Here is a 20,664-nt window from a genome sequence, read left to right on the forward strand (position 1 = left end):
CATGACCCAGGCAGACAGCGCCAGCCTGTTTCCACTGGCTATCGGCAACCACGGCGATCGCCTTGCCCACATGACACTGAAACACCCGGGGGAGCCGGGGCGCGACGAGCTGGAACAGTTCATCCACGCCCGCTTTGCCTGCGCGCACCACGCCGACGTGCAGCACTACCTGCCCGAACTGCTCGGCCTGCATGACAGCCACGGGCGCCTGATGGCCGCCGCCGGCATACGCCTGGCCAGCAGTGGCCCGACCTTCATCGAGCGTTACCTGGATGAACCGCTGGAAGTGGCCGTGACCCGGCTGTCGGCCAGCCCGGTCAGCCGTACGCAGTTGGTCGAAGTGGGCAACCTGGCCGCGCTCAGCGCCGGCAGCGCGCGGATCATGATCATTGCCGTGACCTGGTTGCTGGCCGCCCGCGGCTTGCAGTGGGTGGCCTTCACCGGTGCCACGACCCTGGTCAACAGCTTTCATCGCCTGGGCCTGGTGCCCACGGCGCTGGCCGTGGCCGACCCTGGCCGGCTGAACGGCGATGCCGACAGTTGGGGCAGTTACTACGCACAGCACCCGCAAGTGTTCGTCGGCAACATCGACTACGGCCATGCAGCCCTGGCCCGCGGCGGCGTGTTCGAGCGGCTGGGCTTGCCCGCGAGCGTGCAGGAGGCCGGCCATGCCGCGTGAATGCCAGCTGTTCAGGGAAGTGTTGCAACTGCACGCCCGTCACCGAGGGGCGCAACCGGCGTTGCTGGGCCTTGGCGGGCCATTTACCTATCAACAGTTGCTGGACGAGGTCGAGCAACGCCAGGCCTGGTTGAGCGCGCAGCCATCGGGCACCTTCGCCCTGGCCCTGGAAAACGGCCCCGAGGCGCTGTTCTGGGACCTGGCAGCACTGTTCGCGGCGCGCCCCATCGTCATCCTGCCGGCGTTCTTCAGCAGCGCCCAACGCCGCCACTGCCTGGCACAGAGCGGGGCGGTGCTGGCGCTGGCCGACGAGGCCTTCGCTGACGACCTGCACGCCAGCGGCTTCATTGCCGGTGAGCGCTTCTGGAGCCGGCAGCCGCCAGCGGCCGTACCCTTGCCACCGGGTACCGCGAAGATTACCTACACCTCCGGTAGCACCGGTGCACCCAAGGGCGTATGCCTGAGCGCCGATGCCATGCTGCGGGTAGCGCGTGAACTGGAGGCCGCCAGCCGGCCCACGGCGCCAGGCAAGTACCTGGCGGTATTGCCCCTGGCGGTGCTGCTGGAGAACCTGGGCCTGTACGCGGCCCTGCTGGCCGGGGCGAGCATTGCCCTGTACCCGCAGGCGCAACTGGGCTTTCGCGGTGCCAGCCAGGTCGACTTCAAGCAATTGCTGGGCACCATCTCCTTGAGTGGGGCCGAAAGCCTGATCCTGGTGCCGCAACTGCTGCTCGGGCTGGTCACTGCCATCGAGCGCGGCCTGATGCGGGTCGGCCCGTTGCGCTTCGTGGCGGTGGGCGGCGCGCGGGTGGCGCCGAGCCTGCTGGCCCGGGCCGAGGGCGTCGGGCTGCCGGTGTTCGAGGGCTATGGCTTGTCCGAATGCGCCTCGGTGGTATGCCTCAATCGCCCCGGGGCGCACCGCCCGGGCAGTGTCGGGCGGCCGCTGCCGCATGTGCAGGTGCGCATTGCCGAAGACGGCGAAGTGCAGGTGGCCGGTTCGGCGTTGCTCGGCTACCTGGGCGAGCCACCGTTCAGCGAGCCGTGGTTGCCGACCGGTGACCTGGGCCACTTCGACAGCGACGGCTTCCTGTACCTGGCCGGGCGCAAGAAGCACCAGTACAGCACCAGCTTCGGGCGCAACGTCAACCCCGAGTGGGTCGAGGCCGAACTGACCCAGGGCGGGGTGATCGCCCAGGCATTCGTCCACGGCGAAGGCCTGGCACACAACTTGGCGCTGATCTGGCCGCTGGACCCGCAGGCTGACGACCACACCCTCGAACAGGCCATTCGTCAGGCCAATGCCGGCCTGCCGGACTATGCCCGGGTGCATGCCTGGCGGCGCCTGCCCGAACCCTTGAGTGCCGCCGGGCAAACCCTTACCGCCAACGGCCGGCCACGCCGCGAACAGATCCTGCGGTGTTACCAGTCCCTGTTATCCGACCTTCAATGACCCACGAGGTTTGCCATGCTTTTCTTCGATACGCTGCAGCAGGAAACCGCCGACGAGCGTACGGCATTGTTCAGCGTCCCGGTCATCCGCGACGCGCTGGCCGGCAAGGCCAGCCTCGAGGCCTATGTGGCCTTTCTGACCCAGGCTTACCACCACGTGCGGCACACCGTACCCTTGATGATGGCCTGCGGGGCCCGTTTGCCCGCGCGGCTGGAGTGGCTGCGCGGCGCAGTGTGCGAGTACATCGAGGAGGAGTACGGCCATGAGCGCTGGATTCTCGATGACATCGCCGCCTGCGGTGGTGACCCCCACCAGGTGGCGGGCGGCCGCCCGGCATTGCCTGTCGAGCTGATGGTGGCCTTTCTCTACGACCAGATTGCCCGTGGCAACCCGGTCGGGCTGTTCGGCATGGTCAACGTGCTCGAAGGCACCAGCATTGCCCTGGCCACCCAGGCTGCCGGTACCCTGCAGGGCAGCCTCGGCCTGCCGGACCAGGCGTTCAGCTACCTGAGTTCCCATGGCGCCCTGGACCAGGACCACATGGCCACCTACCGTGGCCTGATGAACCGCCTGGACCAGCCCGAGGACCAGCAGGCGGTAATCCACGCTGCCAAAGTGGTGTACCGCCTGTACACCGCCATGTTCGAAGGGCTGCCGCGTAACGCGCAGCAGGAGGTACAGCATGCGCTTGCCTGATTGCGTGGCAGTGCTCACCGGCGCCAGCGGTGGCATCGGCCTGGAGCTGGCGGACCAGCTTTGCAGCGCCGGGGCCCGCGTACTGGCGGTCAGCCGGCAGCAGGGCAAGCTGGCCGAACTGATGGCGCGCTACCCCGGCCAACTGCGTTGGCAGCAGGCCGACCTGCGCTGCGCCGAAGGCCGCCGTGACGTGCTGGAGGCGGCGCGGGCGATGGGCAGTTGCAACCTGTTGATCAACGCCGCCGGGGTCAACCGCTTCGCCTTGCTCGAACAGATGGACGAGGCCGCCCTGGACGAGTTGTTCGACCTCAACATCAAGGCCGCCGTGCAGCTCACCCGCCTGTGCCTGCCGTTGCTGCGCGCGCAGCCCAGTGCGCTGGTGGTGAACGTGGGGTCGATCTACGGCTCGATCGGCTACCCCGGCTATGCCACCTACTGCGCCAGCAAGTTTGCCTTGCGCGGGTTCTCCGAGGCATTGCGCCGCGAGCTTGCCGACACCTCGGTGAACGTGCTGTATGCCGCACCGCGCACCACCCGCACGACTATGAACAGCAGCGCCGCGCAGGCCCTGAACCAGGCGTTGAAGGTGGGCGTCGATGACCCGCAGGATGTCGCCCGGGCAGTGCTCGACGCGGTGCAGGCCGAGCGCAGCGAACTGTACCTGGGCTGGCCGGAAAAACTCTTCGTGCGCCTTAACGGCATGCTGCCGGGCGTGGTCGACCGCGCCCTGCGCAAGCAACTGCCGCTGATCCGCCGCTACAGCACCTGGCACAGCAAGGAGTCGAGCAAATGAAACGTCTGATACTGGCCGGCCTGCTGGCCATCGCCCCGTTCACCTGGGCCCTCGACCAGAACGGTACCCAGCAACTCAATGCCATCCAGCAGCGCTGGGCGGTGATTCGCTACAACCTGCCCGAAGCCCAGCGTGCCGGGGCGTTCGAGGCCCTGGCGGTACAGTCGGCGGCGTTGGTGCGCCAGCACCCGGGCTCGGCCGAGCCGCTGATCTGGGACGGCATCGTCAACAGCAGCTGGGCCGGTGCCACCGGCGGGTTGGGCGCGCTGGGCAAGGTCAAGGCCGCCCGCGCCAGCCTGGAAAAGGCCCTGGCCATGGACCCCAAGGCCCTGCAGGGCTCGGCCTACACCAGCCTGGGCGCGCTGTACGACCAGGTGCCCGGCTGGCCGCTGAGCTTCGGCGACCAAGCCAAGGCCGAGGCCATGCTGCGCCAGGCGCTGGCGATCAACCCCGACGGTATCGACAGCAACTACTTCTGGGCTGACCACCTGTACCGGCAAAACCGTTACGACGAAGCCCGCGCCGCCCTGCAAAAGGCGTTGCAGGCACCGCCCCGGCCCGGGCGGGAGCTGGCCGACCAGGGCCGGCGCGGTGAAATCGATGCTTTACTCAAAGCGATCAAGGACAAACAGGATTAAGCATGCGCCTGCTGCTGGTAGAAGACGACGCCGCGTTGGGGGAGGGGATCTGTGACGGCCTGCGCCGCGAGGGCTACACCCTCGACTGGTTGCAGGATGGCACCAGCGCCTTGCATGCCCTGTGCCACGAGGAGTTCGACCTGGCCATTCTCGACCTGGGCTTGCCGCGCCTGGATGGCATCGAGTTGTTGCGGCGCCTGCGTGCGGCCGGGAAGAGCCTGCCGGTGCTGGTGCTGACCGCCCGCGACGCCACCGAGGACCGCATCGCCGGGCTGGACGCCGGCGCCGACGACTACCTGGTCAAACCCTTCGACCTCAACGAACTCAAGGCCCGCTTGCGGGCCTTGCTGCGGCGCAGCAGTGGCCGCGCCCGGGTGCTGATAGAGCATGCCGGTGTGTGCCTGGACCCGGTCAGCCAACAGGTGCACTACCTGGGCCAGCCGGTGGTGCTCACGCCCAAGGAATACCTGCTGTTGCACGAATTGCTGGCCCAGCCGGGCAAGGTGTTCACCCGCGAACGCTTGACCCAGTTGCTGTATGGCTGGGATGAAGAGCCGGAGAGCAATACCCTGGAAGTGAACATCTACCACCTGCGCAAGAAGCTGTTCAACGGCCTGATCCGCACCGTGCGCGGGATTGGCTACCTGGTGGAACGCAAGACATGAGCTCGCTGCGCCAACGCACCTTGTGGCGGGTGATGCTGCTGTTGCTGGTCGGCAGCGGGTTGCTGGCGCTGTACAACTACCACGACAGCCGCCACGAAATTAACGAGGTGTACGACGCCCACCTGGCGCAGAACGCCCGGCTGCTGCAGGGCATCATGAGCCTGCCGGTGCAGGAGCAGAGCCGTGACGAGTTGTACCGTGCCTTCGACGAGGCCTTGAGCAAGGCCGGGCACCACAAGGTGGGGCACCGCTACGAGAGCAAGCTGGCCTTCCAGGTGTGGGCCGACGACAACGGGCTGCTGGTGCACACGCCCAGCGCCCCGCAGCTGGGGCAGGCGCCGCGGGTGCCAGGGTTTGCCGACGTGGTGGTGGACGGGCGCCGTTGGCGCAGTTTCGTCTTGCCGGTGCCGGAAAAACACTGGGTGATCTGGGTGGGCGAGCGCAACGACGTGCGTGACGACCTGATCGAACGCATCGTGCGGCACACGCTGTTGCCATTCCTGTTCGGCAGCCTGGCCCTGGCCTTGCTGGTGTGGGCGGCCATTGGCTGGGGGCTGCGGCCGCTGCAGAACATGGCCAGGGTGATCCGCGCCCGCCACGCCGAGTCGCTCGAGCCGTTGCAGCTGGTGCCGTTGCCGAAGGAGCTGGAACCGATGCAGGCGGCGATCAACCGCCTGCTCGGGCAGATCGATGACCTGCTGCGCCGCGAGCACCGTTTCATTGCCGACGCTGCCCACGAGATGCGCACGCCCTTGGCCATCCTGCGCCTGCATGCGCAGAACGCCCTCAATGCAGACAGCGCTGCCGAGCGGGACAAGGCCCTGCAGTTCCTGATGGGCGGTGTCGACCGCCTTGCCCGGGTGGTCAACCAGCTGTTGACCCTGGCCCGCCTGGAGCCGCGGCCAGGCCGGCGTGACTGGCCGCGGGTGGACCTGGAGGGCGTGGTGGCCGAGACCCTGGCCGAGCTGACCCCATGGATTCTGGAGCGCGGGCTGGAGCCTTCGCTGGACATCGCCGCCGGCGACTACCACTTGCACACCGACGCTGGCGCGTTGGGTATCGCCTTGCAGAACCTGGTGGCCAATGCCGTGGACCATTCGCCGGCAGGCGGTCGGGTCACCGTGACACTGCAGCGCGAAGGCCAGGCCTTGCTGGTCAGTGTCGACGACGAAGGGCCGGGCATCGCCGAAGTCGACCAGCAGCGGGTGTTCGAGCGCTTCTACAGCAAGGGCTCGACCAATGGCGCCGGGCTGGGGTTGTCGATTGTCAGCACCATCATGACCCGCCTGGGTGGCAGCGTGCAGTTGCGCAACCAGGCGCCACACGGGTTGCGCGCGACTTTGCGCCTGCCCGTGGGGCCCTGAACATCGCTAGTGTTTCTGGGCGATCTGGATCAGGTTGCCGCAAGTGTCATCGAACACCGCTACGGTGACCGGCCCCATGGCAGTGGGCGGTTGGGTGAACTGCACGCCTGCCGCGCACAGCCGGGTGTATTCGGCCTGGATGTCCCGCACGCCGAACGAGGTGGCGGGGATACGGTCCTGCTTGAGCGCGGCCTTGTAGACCTTGGCGGCCGGGTGCGCGTCGGGCTCGAGCAGCAGCTCGACGCCGTTGGGGTCGTTGGGGGAGGTGAGCGTCAGCCAGCGGTGTCGGCCCATGGGGATGTCGTGCTTGGGCTCGAAACCGAGTACGTAGTGGTAGAAAGCCAGGGCTTTGGCCTGGTCGTCGACGAGGATGCTGGTGACCACGATCTTCATGAACGCACGCCCTATGCCTGGAACCGTTGAGTATCAGTAAAGACAATCAGGGGCATTTGGCCAAGGCTCCGGGTTCACCCGCGAACAACGCAACGCGATCCGACAGCATTTCTCTTCACGGTCAAGGTTCCAGATGGGTTGGTGGCAATGGGGGTTGTAGCGTTGATCGGGCAATACCACCCAAACCAAGGAGTGAACCCCATGCAAGAAGAACCCATGAACGAGCCAGACGACACTCTCGACCACGAACAGCTGGAAAATGCAGAACCGCAGGTATTGTCCCGGCGCAAGCGCGGTATAGGGCCAGTAGTCGGCATGCCCTGCAGGCCAGGGTACAAACTGATTGGTGATGACTGTGTAATCGCCAATATCGATTTCGAGTGAAGCAAAGGGGGGCGCCCCGCGCCCCTCGTAAAAACCTGCTCAAGCCATAGGTAAATCCTTCATCACCCGGCCCCCACCCAGCCGCTGCCAGGGGTAAAGTGACAGGCATGATCCCAGCGCGCCCAGACCGGCGTCAGAGAGGTGCCCGTGGCGGCCTACACATTGCGACAACTCAAGTACTTCGTCACCACCGTCGAGGCCGGCAGCGTGGCCGAGGCTTCACGCCAGCTGTACATTGCCCAGCCGTCCATCTCCACGGCCATCAAGAGCCTGGAGGAAAGCTTCGGCGTGCAGCTGTTCATCCGTCACCACGCCCAGGGCGTGTCACTGACGCCCAGCGGCAAGCGCTTCTATGCCAAGACCAAGTCGCTGCTGCAGATGGCCCACGAATTCGAGCAGAACGCCCTGGCCGACAACGACACCGTGGCCGGGCAAATCGACATCGGCTGCTTCGAGACCGTGGCACCGCTGTACCTGCCGCGGCTGATCGCCGGCTTTCGCCAGCGTTACCCGGGGGTGGATATCCGCCTGCGCGACGGCGAGCAGCAGGACCTGATCCAGGGCCTGACCGCGGGTACCTTCGACCTGGCGTTCCTCTACGACCATGATCTGGACGGCACCATCGAGGCCGAGCCGCTGATGCCGCCGCAGAAACCCTATGTGCTGCTGCCCGAAAACCACCGCTTCGCCGGCCAGGCCCAGGTGTCGCTGCGTGACCTGTGCCCGGAGCCGATGATCCTGCTGGACGTGGCCCCCAGCCGTACCTACTTCGTCAGCCTGTTCAACGAAATGGGCCTCACGCCCAACATCGTCTTCAGCTCGCCGTCGATCGAGATGGTGCGCGGCATGGTCGGGCAGGGCTTCGGTTTTTCGCTGCTGGTGACGCGGCCGCACTCGGAGTACACCTACGACGGGCAACGTCTGGCCATGCTGGATATCGCCGAGCCAGTGGCGCTGTCAGGGCTGGCGGCGGCCTGGTTGAAGCGGGTGCAGCTGACCAAGCCGGCGCAGTTGTTCGTGGAGTTCTGCCGGGAGCAGTTGGCGAAGTTCTGAAACGGGCACGCCTTGCAGGAGCATGGCGTGCCCGTTGGTCAGGGGTTGACCTGATAGCCGCGCCCTTGCAGGCACCCGGCATAAGCACTGGCATGAGCCTGGGCTTTCGCTTCGTCCTGGCCGCGCCGGTCCTGACGGCGGTCCTGACGCTGGCGCATGCCACCGACCGCAGCACCGGCGGCGGCCACTTCGCCGGCGCGGTTCTGCCGGTATTGCTCCTTGGCATCGTCACCGACCCGGTCATACAGCTCGTCGTGCTGGTTGCCGCGCACCTGCGCGCCTGCCGCACCGGCAACCGCGCCGGCAGCGGCACCGCGTACCCGGCCACCGACATGGGGGTCGCTGGAGGTCGCGGCACTGTTCGCGGCATTGGTCGCGACGGTATTGCAATCATTGATATCCAGTTGCATCTGCTGGCTGCTCTGGCCCTTGAGCGGCACCACCGACTGCGCCTGGGTTGCCGATGCCGCGCACAGCAGCACCAGTAGGCAACTCCACGTCATCGTACGCATGGCAAACCTCCAGCGGGTGGGGATCCCGTTTCACAGAATAGTTCGCCTTTGCTGCCGATGATGGCAGTTTTGCCGGGATGGTCTAAACCGGATATCAAACGTGGTTCGCCTGCGTATCACGGCGTGAATCCGGGCTACCTGTGGAAACCCCATGAGCCAGACCCAGCACCTGATCATCTGTGAGTACTGTGACACGGTGTACCACCGTGCGCCGCTGCTCAAGCACCAGCGCGCCGTTTGCCAGCGCTGTGGCGGCGTGCTGTACCGGCACACCTCGCTGACCGTACAGCAGCGGCTTGCCCTGAGCGTGACGGGTGGCATCCTGCTGGTGTTCGCCAATTTCTACCCGGTGATGACCATCGGCATGCAGGGGCTCACCCATTCCGCGACATTATGGGACTCGGTGCAGATACTCAGCCACGGCAGTATCACCTTCATCGCCCTGGTCATGGCCTTGTCGATCATCTTTGCGCCGGTGCTGCAGATTACCCTGTTGTGCTGGCTACTGAGTTTCGCCCTGGCCGGCCAGCGCGCCCCCGGCTTTGCCCTGTGCATGCGCAGCCTGGAGAGCCTGCGGCCGTGGAGCATGCTGGAGGTGTGCCTGCTGGGGGCGATGGTGGCGGTGATCAAGCTGGCGGGGTTGCTCGATGTGATACCCGGCATCGGCCTGCTGGCCCTGGCCGCCCTGAGCATGCTGATCATCCATATCGCCGGCAAGGACATCCGCGACCTTTGGGAGCAGGTATGAATAGCCCGGCCAACGCCGACGACCTGGGCCTGTGCCTGTGCCATGGCTGCGGCCAGGCCTGCGAACTGGGCAGCGGCAAGCACACCTGCGAGCGCTGTGGTGCCGCCATCCACCGGCGCAAGGCCAATGCCATCAGCCGCGGCTGGGCGTTTCTGCTGGCGGCGCTGGTTTTCTACATCCCCGCCAACCTGCTGCCGGTGATGCACACCGAAATGCTCGGCAGTGGCAGCGCAAGCACCATTGGCGGTGGTGTGCTGGAGTTCTGGGAGGCAGGGGCCTGGGACATCGCACTGATCATCTTCATTGCCAGCGTGGGCGTGCCGGCGATCAAGTTCTTTTCGCTCGGCCTGTTGCTGTTCACCGCCCAGCGCGGCTCTACCTGGGCCTGCCGACAGCGCTCGCAGCTGTACCGTTTCGTCGAGCTGATCGGCTACTGGTCGATGCTCGATGTGATGGTGGTGGCGCTGGTGGCGGCGCTGGTGCAACTGCGCGGGCTGGGCACCATCGAGCCGCGGGTGGGCATCCTGTTTTTCGGCATGGTGGTGGTACTGACCATGTTTTCTGCGATGAGCTTCGATCCACGCCTGATCTGGGATAGCCGTGCCAACGAGGGAGGCCGCATTGATGGTGCAACAGACTGACAAGCGCGAGGGCGCGGGGCAGGTTGAAGTGCACACCCGGCGCTGGAGTGTGTCGCTGGTATGGATCGTGCCGATACTGGCGATCCTGATCGGCGCTTCGCTGGTGGTGCGCAACTGGATGCAGCAGGGCCCGGTCATCGCCATTTCCTTCCACACCGGGGAAGGGCTGGTGGCGCACAAGACCCAGGTCAAGTACCGCAGCGTGGTGATCGGCGAAGTCACCACGGTGGACCTGGCCGACGACAAGAAGAGCGTGGTTGCCAAGGTCCAGCTATCCAACGACGCCCGCGCGTTCGCCACCCAGGGGGCGCGCTTCTGGGTGGTGCGGCCACGCATTGGCGTGGGCGGCGTGTCCGGTGTGGACACGCTGCTGTCGGGCAGTTTCATCGGGGCGGATGCCGGCGCATCGAAAGTGCCGGAGAAGTCCTTTGTCGGCCTGGAGCTGCCACCGCCGATCACCTACGACGAAAAGGGCAAGCGCTTTGTCCTGACCGCCAGCGACCTGGGGTCGCTGGATATTGGCTCGTCGATCTACTACCGCAAGATCCCGGTGGGCGAGGTGGTGTCCTTTGCCCTGCAGGGCGATGGCAAGGGCGTGGAGATCGGCGTGTTCGTGCAGGCCCCCTACGACAGCTTCGTCACCGCCGATACCCGCTTCTGGAACGCCAGTGGCGTGGACATGCAGATCGGTGCCAACGGCCTGAAGATCGATACCGAATCACTGTCGTCGATTCTGGTGGGCGGGCTGGCCTTTGGCTCGCCCGACTTCGCCCCGCAAGCCGAGCCCGCTGCCGACCAGGCGCGCTTCCAGCTGTTTGCCGACCGCGACACCGCCCTGGCACCGCCCAGTGGCCAGGCGCAGTACCTGCAATTGCGCTTCGACCAGGCCATGCGCGGCCTGTCGGTGGGAGCGCCGGTGGAGTTCAAGGGGGTGGAGTTTGGCCGGGTCACTTCGGTCAAGCTCGACTACGATGCCACCCGGCAGACCTTCCCGGTGGTGGTCGATGCGGTGATCTACCCGCAGCGGCTGGGGCCGGTGCACCGCAAGATGCTGTCCGTGTTCAAGCATGCCGAAGGCGACATGGACGGCGCGCGCCGGCTGATCGGCACCTTCGTCGAGCACGGGCTGCGGGCCCAGGCGCGCAGCGGCAACCTGATCACCGGGCAGATGTTCATTTCCCTGGACTTCTACCCCGATGCCCCCAAGGTGGCCTTCGACAAGACCGCAGACCCTATCACCATCCCCACCTTGCCCGGCAGCCTGGAGCAGTTGCAGGAACAGCTGCAGCGGGTGGTGGAGCGCATCAGCAAACTGCCGCTGGAGAGCATCGCCAACAACCTGGACGGCAGCCTGCGAGAGTTGCGCGCCAGCCTCAAGCAGTTCAATGGCCAAACGCTACCGGACGTGAAGGTGGCGCTGGACGAAGTGCACAAGACCCTGCGCACCGCCAATTCGGCCATTTCCGAAGACTCGCCGCAGCGCGAGCGGATGGGCGAAACCCTGGACGAACTGGAGCGCATGTCGCGTTCGCTGCGTGACCTTGCCGATTACCTGGGCCGGCACCCCGAGTCGCTGATACGCGGCCGGCCGAAAGCGGCCGCTGCCGCCGATCTTGAACCCTGAGGAGACAGCCGATGCATCGACTGCGCAATGTGTGTGGCGCCGGCCTGCTGGCCGTGCTGTGGGGCTGCAGCAGTACCCCGAACAACTATCACACGCTGGTACCGAGCGAACCGGTGCGCGACGGTGGCCAGCGCATCCAGGTGGCGAGGGTGGCCGTGCCGCCGCAGGTGGACCGCCCGCAGTTGGTGGTGCGGCAAGGGCAGAGCGGCCTGGCCATCCTCGAGACGGAGTGGTGGGGGGCCAACCTGGTGGATGAGTTCCGCAGCGCCTTGCAGGACCAGTTGGGCGGGCCGGTGGGTGGCGGCAAGGCGTTGCTGCGGGTGGACGTGCAGCGCTTCGATAGCGTGCCGGGGCGCTATGCTTCGCTGGAGGCGGTATGGCGCCTGACGCGCTCGGGTGAGGCCGAACTGACCTGCCGTACCTCGCTGCAGACGCCCGCGGACAACAGCATCGCCAGCCTGGTCAATGCCCACCAGGCCAACCTGCGCAAACTGGCCGAGGCGGTGCGGGGGAGTGCCCGGCAGGGCAGCTGTTCTGCATCTGCCTGAGCATCTCGCCGACCGTTGTAGGAGCGGCCTTGTGTCGCGATAGGGCCGCAAAGCGGCCCCAGCAATTGTTGCTGTAACGCTGAAAGCCGGGGGCCGCTTCGCGGCCCTATCGCGACACAAGGCCGCTCCTACACAGAGCGCGCTTCTGCGAATTTCCCGAATTTCCTTCATACATTTGTACAGGCCAGCGCCTGCGCACCTGTTTTTTTGCGATAGGCCACGCTCTGGCCCCTGCATACCCTTGCGAAGCGGCAATGTTGATTACTAATAATAAAAGGAGACAACCAATGCCGATTCAGTCGGAGCATGACCCGCGTCTCAAGCGTGCCCTCAAGACCCGGCACATCAGCATGCTGGCCCTGGGCGGTGTGATCGGGGCCGGTCTGTTCGTAGGGTCCAGCGCGGTTATCGCATCAACCGGCCCGGGTGCCTTCATCACCTATGCCATCACCGGCCTGATCGTCGCGCTGGTGATGCGCATGCTCGGCGAAATGGCCGCCGCGCACCCGGCCAAAGGTTCGTTCGTCGACTACGCCCGGTTGGCCTTCGGGCGCCCGGCCGGGTACATGACCGGTTGGCTGTACTGGTACTTCTGGGTGATCGTGGTCGGCTTCGAGGCCGTGGTCGGCGGGCAGATCATCAATGCCTGGCTGCCCGATATCCCGGTGTGGGCCATTGCCCTTGGCCTGATGGTCGGCATGACCTTGCTCAACCTGATGTCGGTGCACTCGTTTGGCGAGGCCGAATACTGGTTCGCCGGCATCAAGGTCGCGGCCATCGTGGTGTTTCTGGTCGTGGCCGGGTTGTACGTGTTCAACCTGTGGCCTGGCTCCAGCGCCAGTTTTGCCAACCTCACCCAGCATGGCGGCTTCCTGCCCCGTGGGGTAGGCGCGTTGTTCACCGGGGTGGTGGTGGTGATTTTCTCCATGACCGGTGTGGAAGTCGCCACCCTCGCGGCGGCCGAATCGGAAGACCCGTCGCGCAACATCCGCAAGGCAGTGAACACGGTGATGCTGCGCATCCTGGTGTTCTTCGTGCTGGCGACGTTCTTCATCGTGGTGGCACAGCCATGGACCTCAATCACCCCCGGCAAGTCGCCGTTCGTGACCACCCTGGAGCATATCGGCATTCCCGGCGCAGGCGACATGCTCACCGTGGTCATCCTGGTGGCGGTGCTGTCGGTACTCAATGCCGGGCTGTATACCTCGTCGCGGTTGCTCTATGTGCTGGCCTCCAACGGTGAGGCGCCACGCTGGGTGGCCAAGGTCAGCGGCAATGGCGTACCCGTACGCGGGGTGATTGCCTCGACCCTGGTGGGTTATGGCTGCGTGGTGATTGCGGCGCTGTGGCCGGATACCGTGTTCCAGTTCCTGATCAACTCGTCCGGCACGGTGTTCCTGTTCGTCTACCTGGTGATCTGCCTGTCGCAGATCAGGCTGCGGCGCAAATGGGTTGCGGAAGGTACGCTGAAGTTCGCCATGTGGGGGCATCCGTGGTTGCCGTTGCTGGTGACCGGGTCGATCGTGGCAGTGCTGGTGAGCATGGCCTTCGACCCGAGCATGCGGGTGAGCCTGGGGCAATGCGTGGTTGCGATTGTGGTGATTGCGGTTTCGTATGTGATGGTGCGGGGGCCGCGGGGGCAGCAGCCTGGTGCAGAGGTTGGGTTGAACTAAGGTGTATTTGGGGCCGCTTTGCGGCCCTATTGCGACACAAGGCCGCTCCTACAAGGGATCGCACCAGGTCGGACCTGTATGCGATCTCCTTATAGGAGCGGCCTTGTGTCGCGACAGGGGCGCAAAGCGCCCCCAAGGGCCTAGACCAGATGCTAGAACAGGTCGGTATTCTTCCCCGCCTGAATCGCAATCCAGAACCGCGCAATCCCGCCGGTAGTGGTCGGCTTGATCCCGGTAAGCTGCTCCACCAGCTTCAGCCGGTACACCAGCGTCTGCCGGTGAATCCCCAAATCATACGCCGTGGCCTTCCAGTTGCCGTCGTTGTGCAGGAAGGTGACCAACGTCTGCAGCAGCGCCGCACCCTGGGTGCGGTCATGCTCGATCAGCGGCCCCAGGTAACGCCCCACCAGCGCCCGCGCCTCGGCCAGCGACTTGGGCGCCATGATCAGGCCGGTTTCCGCCTCGCCATAGCGCAGTTGCTGCGCGCCACTTTCCTCGGCCTGGGTCAGCGCCAGGCGGGCTTGGCGCACGCTCTCGCGAAAGCCGGTGGCCGCCGCGATCGGCCCGCTGATACCAATTACCGTACCCTCGCCGAGGTTGTGGCACAGCGCCATCAGGCTTGGCGCGTCGTCACGGCTGATCGCCAGCAGCAGGCCTTTGTCGTCGAGCAGTAGCGGCGTGGAGTGATGCAGGGCAGGGGCCTGGTGGATGTCGGCGCTGCTCCATGGGCCGTGGCTACCCGGCCTGATCGCCAGGCTCACCAGGGTGCCGACCAGGCCACGACGCTCCAGCATCGGCCGCGCCAGGCTGAACTCCGTCTCGCTATCGAGCAGGCTGCGCAACAGCGCTGCGCCTTCTTCGCGCTGCTGGTCGCGGTGGATCATCAGGCGTTCCAGTTCCACCCCCAGCAAGCCGACCAGCGAGCGCACCAGGATGGCGTCATCCTGCGTGCGGGTGCCTTTGCGCGCCATCAGCAGGTTGGCGCGGGCGCGGCCGCCGATCGGGATGCGTTCCACCCGCTCGGCAGCCTGCGCGGCCCGGCGGGTTTCGACCACGGTGGTGCCGCTGGGGGCATCTTCGATGGCCAGGTCGAGGCCGAGGGTGTCGGCCAGGATCGCCAGGCGCCCAGCCATGTCGGGGGCTTTGCGCAAGGCGTCGGCGTAGGTCTGGAACAGCCGCTCGCTGGCGTTGAAACGCTCGCGCTGGGCCTGCAGCACGCTCTCGATCACGTAGTGCGACAGCTTGACGAACTCCAGTTCGAAGCTGCCATGCAGCACCGGGAACAACAGGCGGTCGGCGGCGGCCAGCAGTTCGCCGGACAGCGCTGGCGCATCGGCCCGCGGCGCCACCACCAGGGCACTGGGGTTGCTCTGCACCAGTTGCTCCAGCCAGCTCACCTGGTCTGCCGGAGCGCTGGGCAGGCCGACGCCGGTGGTCATCACCAGGTCGCCTGGCGATACCCAGCGCCAGGGGTCTGGCAAGTCGACGGTGTGGGCCCAGGTGATCAGCCTGCCGGTGCCGGCCGCGCCAGCCACGGCCTGCAACTTGAGCAGTTCGATATCGATCAGGTCCTGCACCGTGAGCATGGGCATCACTCATTCCAAAGATGCGCCAAGCATGGCGTTTTACGCTGGGGCGGTAAACCTTTGTTCGCGGTGCAGGGCCAGTGGGGCTGCTTTGCAGCCCATCGCGACACAAGGCCGCTCCTACAAGGCAATCAGTTCAGGCGTCCAGCGTTCTGTGTCTTGCCACTACTGACCGTCTCCTGCCCCCGCTCGGCCTTGTCCTGCGGCAGGTGGTCGAACTCGCGCAGGCCATCCTTGCGGTACGGGTCGCCGATCCAGCGTGGTGCCACCACGAACTGCGGGCTCACCAGGCTCTTGGCCGGTTCGTAACGGTCATAGCTCAGCCCGGCCAGGTCGGACAGGGTATGGATCAGGTGCGAGCTGCTGTAGGGGCGGTCGGCCATCGCCTGCAAGTCGCGCGGGTGCTCGGCCTGCCAGCTGGGCGAAGTCCACAGCAAGAACGGGATGGTGTACATCGGCCGGGTCGGCGCGCCTTCGTTGCGCCCCAGGCGGTCGTGGTTGCCAGAGCTGTACACATCTTCGCCATGGTCGGACAGGTACAGCAGGAAGCCATTGGAGGTACTGGCCGAGTAACGCTTGATCAGGCTCGACACCACGTAGTCGTTGTAGCGCACCGCGTTGTCGTAGAAGTTGTAGGTTTCCACCTGGTCATCGGTCAGCTTGCCGGGCACCCCCTGGCGGTCGTTGAAGTGCGCGTAGTCGTTCGGGTAGCGGTAGCGATAGTCCATGTGCGTACCCAGCAGGTGCACGATGATGAACTTGTTCGGCGCCGGGTCCTGCAGGGCCTTCTCGAACGGCGTCAGCACCACGTCGTCGTACTGGCTGGCATTCTGGTTGCGCTGGTTGTTCAGGTACACCGGCGCGTCCGTCTGCTGCGAGAAGGTGGTCAGCATGGTGTTGCGCTTGGTCATGGTCTGCTGGTTGGTGATCCAGAAGGTCTTGTAGCCGGCCTGTTTCATCAGGTTGATCAGCGACGGGTCGGTGAGGAAGCGGTCCGGGTTCTGCTCGTCGCCGAAGGTGAGGATCTGCTGCATCACTTCGATGGTGTACGGGCGTGGCGACACCACGTTGCGGAACACCGTCAGGCTCTTGTCGCTGGCGGCCAGCGCATCGAGGTTGGGCGTGGTGTCACGGTTGTAGCCGTACAGGTGCATGTGCTCGCGGGTGGTGGATTCGCCCAGCACCAGCACCAGCGTGCGTGGCGCTGCACCGCTGCTGTCACGCAGGTTTTGCAGGGGCGGCAGCGCGGCGTTCTTGGCCAGCAGCTCCTGCATGTTGTCCAGCTGCTGGCGGTACTGGCGGTAGCCGACCAGCAGTTGCCAGGGCACGGCGGGTTCCATGCGCTGCTGCACCTTTTCCGCCGCGTCGGCGAAGCTGCGTTCCTGGGTGACCATCTGCTTGTAGAACGGGTACACCAGGTTGGCCAGCAGCAACAGGGCGACCACCGGCAGGCGGCTGCGCAGCGGCAGGCTGACCGGGCGTACGCGCTTCCACAGCAGCACCGCCACCAGCGTGTACAGCAGCAGTGCCAGGCCCAGCCAGGCGCTGAAGTACTGGCTGAAGTACTCACCGGCCTCGGCGGTGTTGGACTCGAACATCACGAAGATGACGCTTTGCGAGAACTCCTGGCGATAGATGCCGAAGTAGCTCAGGCCCACCAGCGAAGCAGCCCACAACACCAGGCCGATGACCGCTGCCGTGGCGCGAGTGAAGCGCGGCAGCAGCAGTACCGGGGCCAGCCACAGGCTGCTGAGGAAGAATGCATCGCGAAAACCGGCGAACCCGGTGGTACCACTGAACAGCAGCAACGCCTGGGTCACGCCCGAGAAGTACCAGAAGAACAGCAAAAGCCAGCCCAGGCCGGCCCAGTCCACGCGCTTGGGCGAGGAGGGGGATGGAGTGTGTGACACGTATGCCTCGTCGTACTTGGCGGCCAGCGGATGTGCCCGTGGCCGGAAAGGGCGTGACGCTAATCTGCCGAGCGTGAAAATAACGTCAACGAGACGTTGGCCCAGGCAAGGTATGATGTGTTCAGCCAAACCAGACTGACAGGTCGAGTGAGAATGAACCGTCGCAAGAAGATCAAGCAGCTACTGCAGGCGCATGCCAAGAAGGCCAGCGCCAAGCTGGCGCCGCGCAAGCCCAAGTACATTTGCAAGGCCGACCGTTTGAAGATGGAGGCCGAGGCGGCGGGGGATACCCCCACCTGACTGACTGGCGCGGACCTTGTAGGAGCGGCCTTGTGTCGCGATCGGGCCGCAGAGCGGCCCCACGATTTCAGCATTGAAGCAGATATTGCCGGGGCCGCTTTGCGGCCCGATCGCGGCACAAGGCCGCTCCTACAGGGGCGCGTTGGCTGCTTGCGATCAACGGCGATAGTAGCGGTGGTCATCATTGTAGCGGTGGTGCATGGCCCGCTCATGGCGGTGCTCCCAGTCGCGGCGCCGTTCCCAGTCGCGTCGGCGTTCCCAGTCTCGCCGGCGCTCCCAATCACGGCGGGCCTGCTCGCGGCGCCATTGTTCGCGGCGCCAGTCGCTGCGGTGGTCATGCCAGCGGTCGTCATCGTGGGCCAGCAGCGTGGCTGGCTGTTCATCGGCCACACTGGCCACCCTGGACCAGGGGTTGCCGGCAGGCTGCAACGGTGATTGAACCGCCGGGGCTGCCACTACGGGCGCCTTCATTTGTGTTGCCGATGCCGTGCCCATCGCCGCGAACGAGAACAGGCCGAGCAGCATCAACCTTGCGACATGTATTTTCATGAGCGAAGCCAACCTCTGATAACAATTGAGCCATCTGGCCAGCAGGTGGTCGGGGAAGCTCGTCTCGCGTTCCGCTACCTTTCTGTGCCTCCCACATAGACCGGTAAACGGGAAAAAGTTCGCAGCGGCAACAACTTGTACAACTTGTGGCCCCCCAACCCTGTGACCGTTTGCCGAGGGACGCTCACTTGGCGCGTGCTTTCTGCAGCATTTCCTCAAGCAAGGCAATCAGCGCGTCCGGGTCCATCTCGGTAAAGGTTTCATGGGAGGTCTCAATGATCATCCGGGCGAAGGCGGGGCTGTACTCGAGCGCTTCCTCCTGACCTGCCGCCGGGGTTGTCGGCTTGTCGTCGCCTGCCTGTTCCTGGTCGTCCATGTCACGCCCCAAGGTCGTAGCCGATCATGAACAGGCTGGCTTCCAGTGCACGCAGAGGTGCGTGGTCGCCCGTTCGATGATTGAAAGGGCTGGTAGCCGCCTGTGGATGGGCCAGTACTGCGCTCAGCAGCCAGCTGGCCTGGAGGTTCCACTTCAAATGGTGGCTACCCGGGCGCAGGCGCTTGAACTTGAGCTCAGCGGCGCCAGGGTCGCGGCGCTTCGGGGCGTTGGCATTCTCACCCTCTTTTGCTGCAGCCCACGGAAAGCAAAGGGCATCGGGCACCTTTGCAATGCCGTGAGCCTCGCAATACTTGACCACCAGCCAGCCGAGAGCGGCAGCGACGCGCGAGTCGTAGATCAGGAAGTCTTCACAGATCAGTGCATATACCTTGGTCATGCCGGCATTGAACCGCAGGTGTTTCGAGCGCAACACAGGATGCCCCAGGTCACCGGTGTCGATCGCCAACCGCACGGTCTGGATCAGTTTGCTCAAGCCAGAACGATTGGTGTCGAGCCATTTGCCGTTGCCAGCAGTGACGCCGCCCCATGCCATCACATCGCGGGCAGCCTGCAGCATCAACGTATCGTTGCCAGCTGCAGCGAACAGGTCTTTGCGCAGCGCCGAAAGTGCAAGGCCGTTGCTGGTCGAGCAGTCTCCCGCGACGAAGCCCAGGCGGTCATTGCCAGGATGGTTCCACTTGTAGGCTTGAAAGGCGTTGTACAACGACTGGCACTGCCATTTCTTACCCGAGCGACGCTCGACATACTGGTGGCGGAACAGCACTTGCGAATCGAGTTCGCTGGCCAGCCAATTGATGAAGGCAGCAACTTGGGGACGATTGAGGTAGTCTTGGCGCTTCATGTAATGCTCCTGTGAATTGGCTTTTTCGCATGTTTGCCCTGCCAACCAGGAGATCATCCCAGCCGATAGACCCATTTCTTGTCCTCATCTCATCCATGACCCATTTTTTTTATCGCCGTGATTATCTGCGGCAGATTCTCATGCAGGCGAACGCCACCCTGTCTACTGCAAAACTGCACAAGGCACTTCTGTCATGGCTCGAGAAGAGCAGTGATGAAACCCAGCATCACCTGAAGGTTACGCGGCGTGATCTACAGGCGCTTGAACAGACAGGGTACGTGGTCTCCGAAGAGGACCCAGACGACAAACGGGGCCTGGTTTGGCGTGCAGTAGGGCGGAGCCACGCAATGACACTGCCGCCAGCGGATGCGATGACTCTGACTGCCATTTTTCAGCACGCCGAGCGATTCGGCCTGCAGTCGGGGACGGAAGCGCTCGTGAACTTGCGCAATTATGCCGAGCAGGTGATGCAGGACCGTGCCCGATGCAACATCGATTTTGCCAAGCGAATTACCACGGGCACGCGGTTTACCGTTTTGCTGCCGGGCAAGGTCGACGAGAATCATCTTGAAAAGCTCCAACTCGCAATCCTCGACAACACGCCAATGGAGGTCGGCTACCTGCCGCGTGATGCTGGAGGGGTCGAGTGTATCTACCAGCTCAAACCCTTGGCTCTTTCGCATCAAGACTCGAACATCTATCTCTCGGCATATGTCCTCGAAGAAGCGTGGCCGCCGGGCACTGAGCCCATGCCAGGCAGCAAGCGTGGGAAGTACAGCAGTAACGGCCCCGGTACGATGTGCGCGCTCATGCTGCATCGGGTGACCCGCGTTGAGCCCGGCAAGCGGGTTATCGACGGGCCGGACGATTACGATGTCCACTCGTATGCGGCGCAAAAGGATCTGATGACCATTCATACCGCGCAGCCAGAGACCATCAGGCTGCGCCTGAGCCCCAACCTCCACAACAGGCTCAGCGAAAACCCGCTTGCTCATGATCAGCAGATGGTCGCTGACGGTGAGGGCTGGCTGTTGACCTGCAGGCTTCATGATACGCAAGGGCTTCGGCTGTTTCTGATGGCCAATGCGGCGGATATCGAGGTGCTTGAGCCTTCGGCACTGAGAACGCACATTTGCCAGACACTGCGTGCGGCAGTCGGGTTGTATGCATGAAACGAGGGGGCAAGAACCGCAGGTTGTTTCTTCATCGTGACCTGTATC

23 protein-coding genes are annotated in these 20,664 nt (G+C 64.8%); 16 read left to right on the forward strand and 7 right to left on the reverse strand.

Going from position 1 to position 20,664, the window contains the following annotated elements:
• The first annotated feature begins 1 nt into the window (after nt 1).
• The 7 genes from C163_RS09980 to C163_RS10010 are packed head-to-tail and all read left to right on the forward strand — an operon-like array spanning nt 2 to nt 6,285.
• Nucleotides 2–679, forward strand: a complete 678-nt coding sequence (locus tag C163_RS09980) for a thermostable hemolysin (RefSeq protein WP_025338628.1) — start codon at nt 2–4, stop codon at nt 677–679.
• Nucleotides 669–2,129 carry an AMP-binding protein gene (locus tag C163_RS09985; protein WP_025338629.1) on the forward strand — a complete coding sequence of 487 codons (1,461 nt, stop codon included), beginning with the start codon at nt 669–671 and terminating at the stop codon, nt 2,127–2,129. Before C163_RS09980 ends, C163_RS09985 begins: the two co-directional genes overlap by 11 nt.
• 15 nt (nt 2,130–2,144) lie before the next feature.
• Entirely contained in the window at nt 2,145–2,825 is a 681-nt protein-coding gene (locus C163_RS09990) for a TenA family transcriptional regulator (RefSeq protein WP_025338630.1), read from the forward strand.
• The gene (locus tag C163_RS09995; RefSeq protein WP_025338631.1) at nt 2,812–3,618 is read left to right on the forward strand and encodes an SDR family oxidoreductase; all 807 of its coding nucleotides are present in this window, start codon (nt 2,812–2,814) and stop codon (nt 3,616–3,618) included. Before C163_RS09990 ends, C163_RS09995 begins: the two co-directional genes overlap by 14 nt.
• Entirely contained in the window at nt 3,615–4,256 is a 642-nt protein-coding gene (locus C163_RS10000) for a tetratricopeptide repeat protein (RefSeq protein ID WP_025338632.1), read from the forward strand. The genes C163_RS09995 and C163_RS10000 overlap by 4 nt, the downstream gene beginning before the upstream one ends.
• Before the next feature lie 2 nt (nt 4,257–4,258).
• Nucleotides 4,259–4,921, forward strand: coding sequence for a response regulator (locus C163_RS10005; RefSeq protein WP_025338633.1), 663 nt, complete (start codon nt 4,259–4,261; stop codon nt 4,919–4,921).
• Nucleotides 4,918–6,285: a sensor histidine kinase gene (locus tag C163_RS10010; protein WP_025338634.1), complete on the forward strand. Its 1,368-nt coding sequence runs from the start codon at nt 4,918–4,920 to the stop codon at nt 6,283–6,285. The genes C163_RS10005 and C163_RS10010 overlap by 4 nt, the downstream gene beginning before the upstream one ends.
• A gap of 6 nt (nt 6,286–6,291) precedes the next feature.
• On the opposite strand, the gene C163_RS10015 is transcribed toward C163_RS10010, so the two are convergent.
• Nucleotides 6,292–6,678 (reverse strand): VOC family protein, encoded by a 387-nt coding sequence (locus tag C163_RS10015; protein WP_025338635.1) that lies wholly within the window; start codon nt 6,676–6,678, stop codon nt 6,292–6,294.
• Between the two features lie 201 nt (nt 6,679–6,879).
• On the opposite strand from C163_RS10015, the gene C163_RS10020 reads away from it, so the two are divergent.
• The gene (locus C163_RS10020; protein WP_025338636.1) at nt 6,880–7,062 is read left to right on the forward strand and encodes a hypothetical protein; all 183 of its coding nucleotides are present in this window, start codon (nt 6,880–6,882) and stop codon (nt 7,060–7,062) included.
• 147 nt (nt 7,063–7,209) lie between these two features.
• The gene (locus C163_RS10025; protein ID WP_025338637.1) at nt 7,210–8,115 is read left to right on the forward strand and encodes a LysR family transcriptional regulator; all 906 of its coding nucleotides are present in this window, start codon (nt 7,210–7,212) and stop codon (nt 8,113–8,115) included.
• 38 nt (nt 8,116–8,153) lie between these two features.
• Here C163_RS10025 and C163_RS10030 read toward each other — a convergent pair whose 3' ends face one another.
• Nucleotides 8,154–8,627, reverse strand: coding sequence for a YMGG-like glycine zipper-containing protein (locus C163_RS10030; RefSeq protein WP_025338638.1), 474 nt, complete (start codon nt 8,625–8,627; stop codon nt 8,154–8,156).
• 151 nt (nt 8,628–8,778) lie between these two features.
• On the opposite strand from C163_RS10030, the gene C163_RS10035 reads away from it, so the two are divergent.
• The 5 genes from C163_RS10035 to C163_RS10055 all read left to right on the forward strand — a co-directional run bounded on the left by C163_RS10035 (nt 8,779) and on the right by C163_RS10055 (nt 13,861).
• Nucleotides 8,779–9,375, forward strand: a complete 597-nt coding sequence (locus C163_RS10035; RefSeq protein ID WP_025338639.1) for a paraquat-inducible protein A — start codon at nt 8,779–8,781, stop codon at nt 9,373–9,375.
• Nucleotides 9,372–10,016, forward strand: a complete 645-nt coding sequence (locus C163_RS10040) for a paraquat-inducible protein A (RefSeq protein WP_025338640.1) — start codon at nt 9,372–9,374, stop codon at nt 10,014–10,016. Before C163_RS10035 ends, C163_RS10040 begins: the two co-directional genes overlap by 4 nt.
• Nucleotides 10,000–11,640, forward strand: coding sequence for an intermembrane transport protein PqiB (locus C163_RS10045; protein WP_025338641.1), 1,641 nt, complete (start codon nt 10,000–10,002; stop codon nt 11,638–11,640). Before C163_RS10040 ends, C163_RS10045 begins: the two co-directional genes overlap by 17 nt.
• Nucleotides 11,641–11,651: 11 nt before the next feature.
• Nucleotides 11,652–12,188, forward strand: a complete 537-nt coding sequence (locus C163_RS10050) for a membrane integrity-associated transporter subunit PqiC (protein WP_025338642.1) — start codon at nt 11,652–11,654, stop codon at nt 12,186–12,188.
• Nucleotides 12,189–12,475: 287 nt separating this feature from the next.
• Nucleotides 12,476–13,861 carry an amino acid permease gene (locus C163_RS10055; protein ID WP_025338643.1) on the forward strand — a complete coding sequence of 462 codons (1,386 nt, stop codon included), beginning with the start codon at nt 12,476–12,478 and terminating at the stop codon, nt 13,859–13,861.
• A gap of 152 nt (nt 13,862–14,013) precedes the next feature.
• Here the strand turns inward: C163_RS10055 and C163_RS10060 are convergent, their stop codons facing one another.
• Nucleotides 14,014–15,453: a PucR family transcriptional regulator gene (locus tag C163_RS10060; RefSeq protein WP_256220397.1), complete on the reverse strand. Its 1,440-nt coding sequence runs from the start codon at nt 15,451–15,453 to the stop codon at nt 14,014–14,016.
• A gap of 125 nt (nt 15,454–15,578) precedes the next feature.
• Nucleotides 15,579–17,357, reverse strand: a complete 1,779-nt coding sequence (locus C163_RS10065) for a phosphoethanolamine transferase CptA (RefSeq protein WP_081742254.1) — start codon at nt 17,355–17,357, stop codon at nt 15,579–15,581.
• 153 nt (nt 17,358–17,510) lie between these two features.
• Here C163_RS10065 and C163_RS26375 point away from each other — a divergent pair, with 153 nt between their 5' ends.
• Nucleotides 17,511–17,657 carry a DUF2986 domain-containing protein gene (locus tag C163_RS26375; RefSeq protein ID WP_023662626.1) on the forward strand — a complete coding sequence of 49 codons (147 nt, stop codon included), beginning with the start codon at nt 17,511–17,513 and terminating at the stop codon, nt 17,655–17,657.
• A 156-nt stretch (nt 17,658–17,813) separates the two neighbouring features.
• On the opposite strand, the gene C163_RS10070 is transcribed toward C163_RS26375, so the two are convergent.
• From C163_RS10070 to C163_RS10080, 3 genes are all read right to left on the reverse strand, one after another.
• The gene (locus tag C163_RS10070) at nt 17,814–18,182 is read right to left on the reverse strand and encodes a hypothetical protein (RefSeq protein WP_025338646.1); all 369 of its coding nucleotides are present in this window, start codon (nt 18,180–18,182) and stop codon (nt 17,814–17,816) included.
• 208 nt (nt 18,183–18,390) lie between these two features.
• Nucleotides 18,391–18,582, reverse strand: a complete 192-nt coding sequence (locus tag C163_RS10075; protein WP_025338647.1) for a hypothetical protein — start codon at nt 18,580–18,582, stop codon at nt 18,391–18,393.
• Nucleotide 18,583: 1 nt separating this feature from the next.
• The gene (locus C163_RS10080) at nt 18,584–19,501 is read right to left on the reverse strand and encodes a hypothetical protein (RefSeq protein WP_256220398.1); all 918 of its coding nucleotides are present in this window, start codon (nt 19,499–19,501) and stop codon (nt 18,584–18,586) included.
• 38 nt (nt 19,502–19,539) lie between these two features.
• Between C163_RS10080 and C163_RS10085 the strand changes: the two genes are divergently transcribed.
• On the forward strand, nt 19,540–20,616 hold the full coding sequence (locus C163_RS10085; protein WP_025338649.1) for a YafY family protein: 1,077 nt from the start codon (nt 19,540–19,542) through the stop codon (nt 20,614–20,616).
• Nucleotides 20,617–20,664: the final 48 nt, after the last annotated feature.

The sequence above is a fragment of the Pseudomonas sp. FGI182 genome (assembly GCF_000511325.1).
GTDB classification, from domain to species: Bacteria; Pseudomonadota; Gammaproteobacteria; order Pseudomonadales; family Pseudomonadaceae; genus Aquipseudomonas; species Aquipseudomonas putida_Z.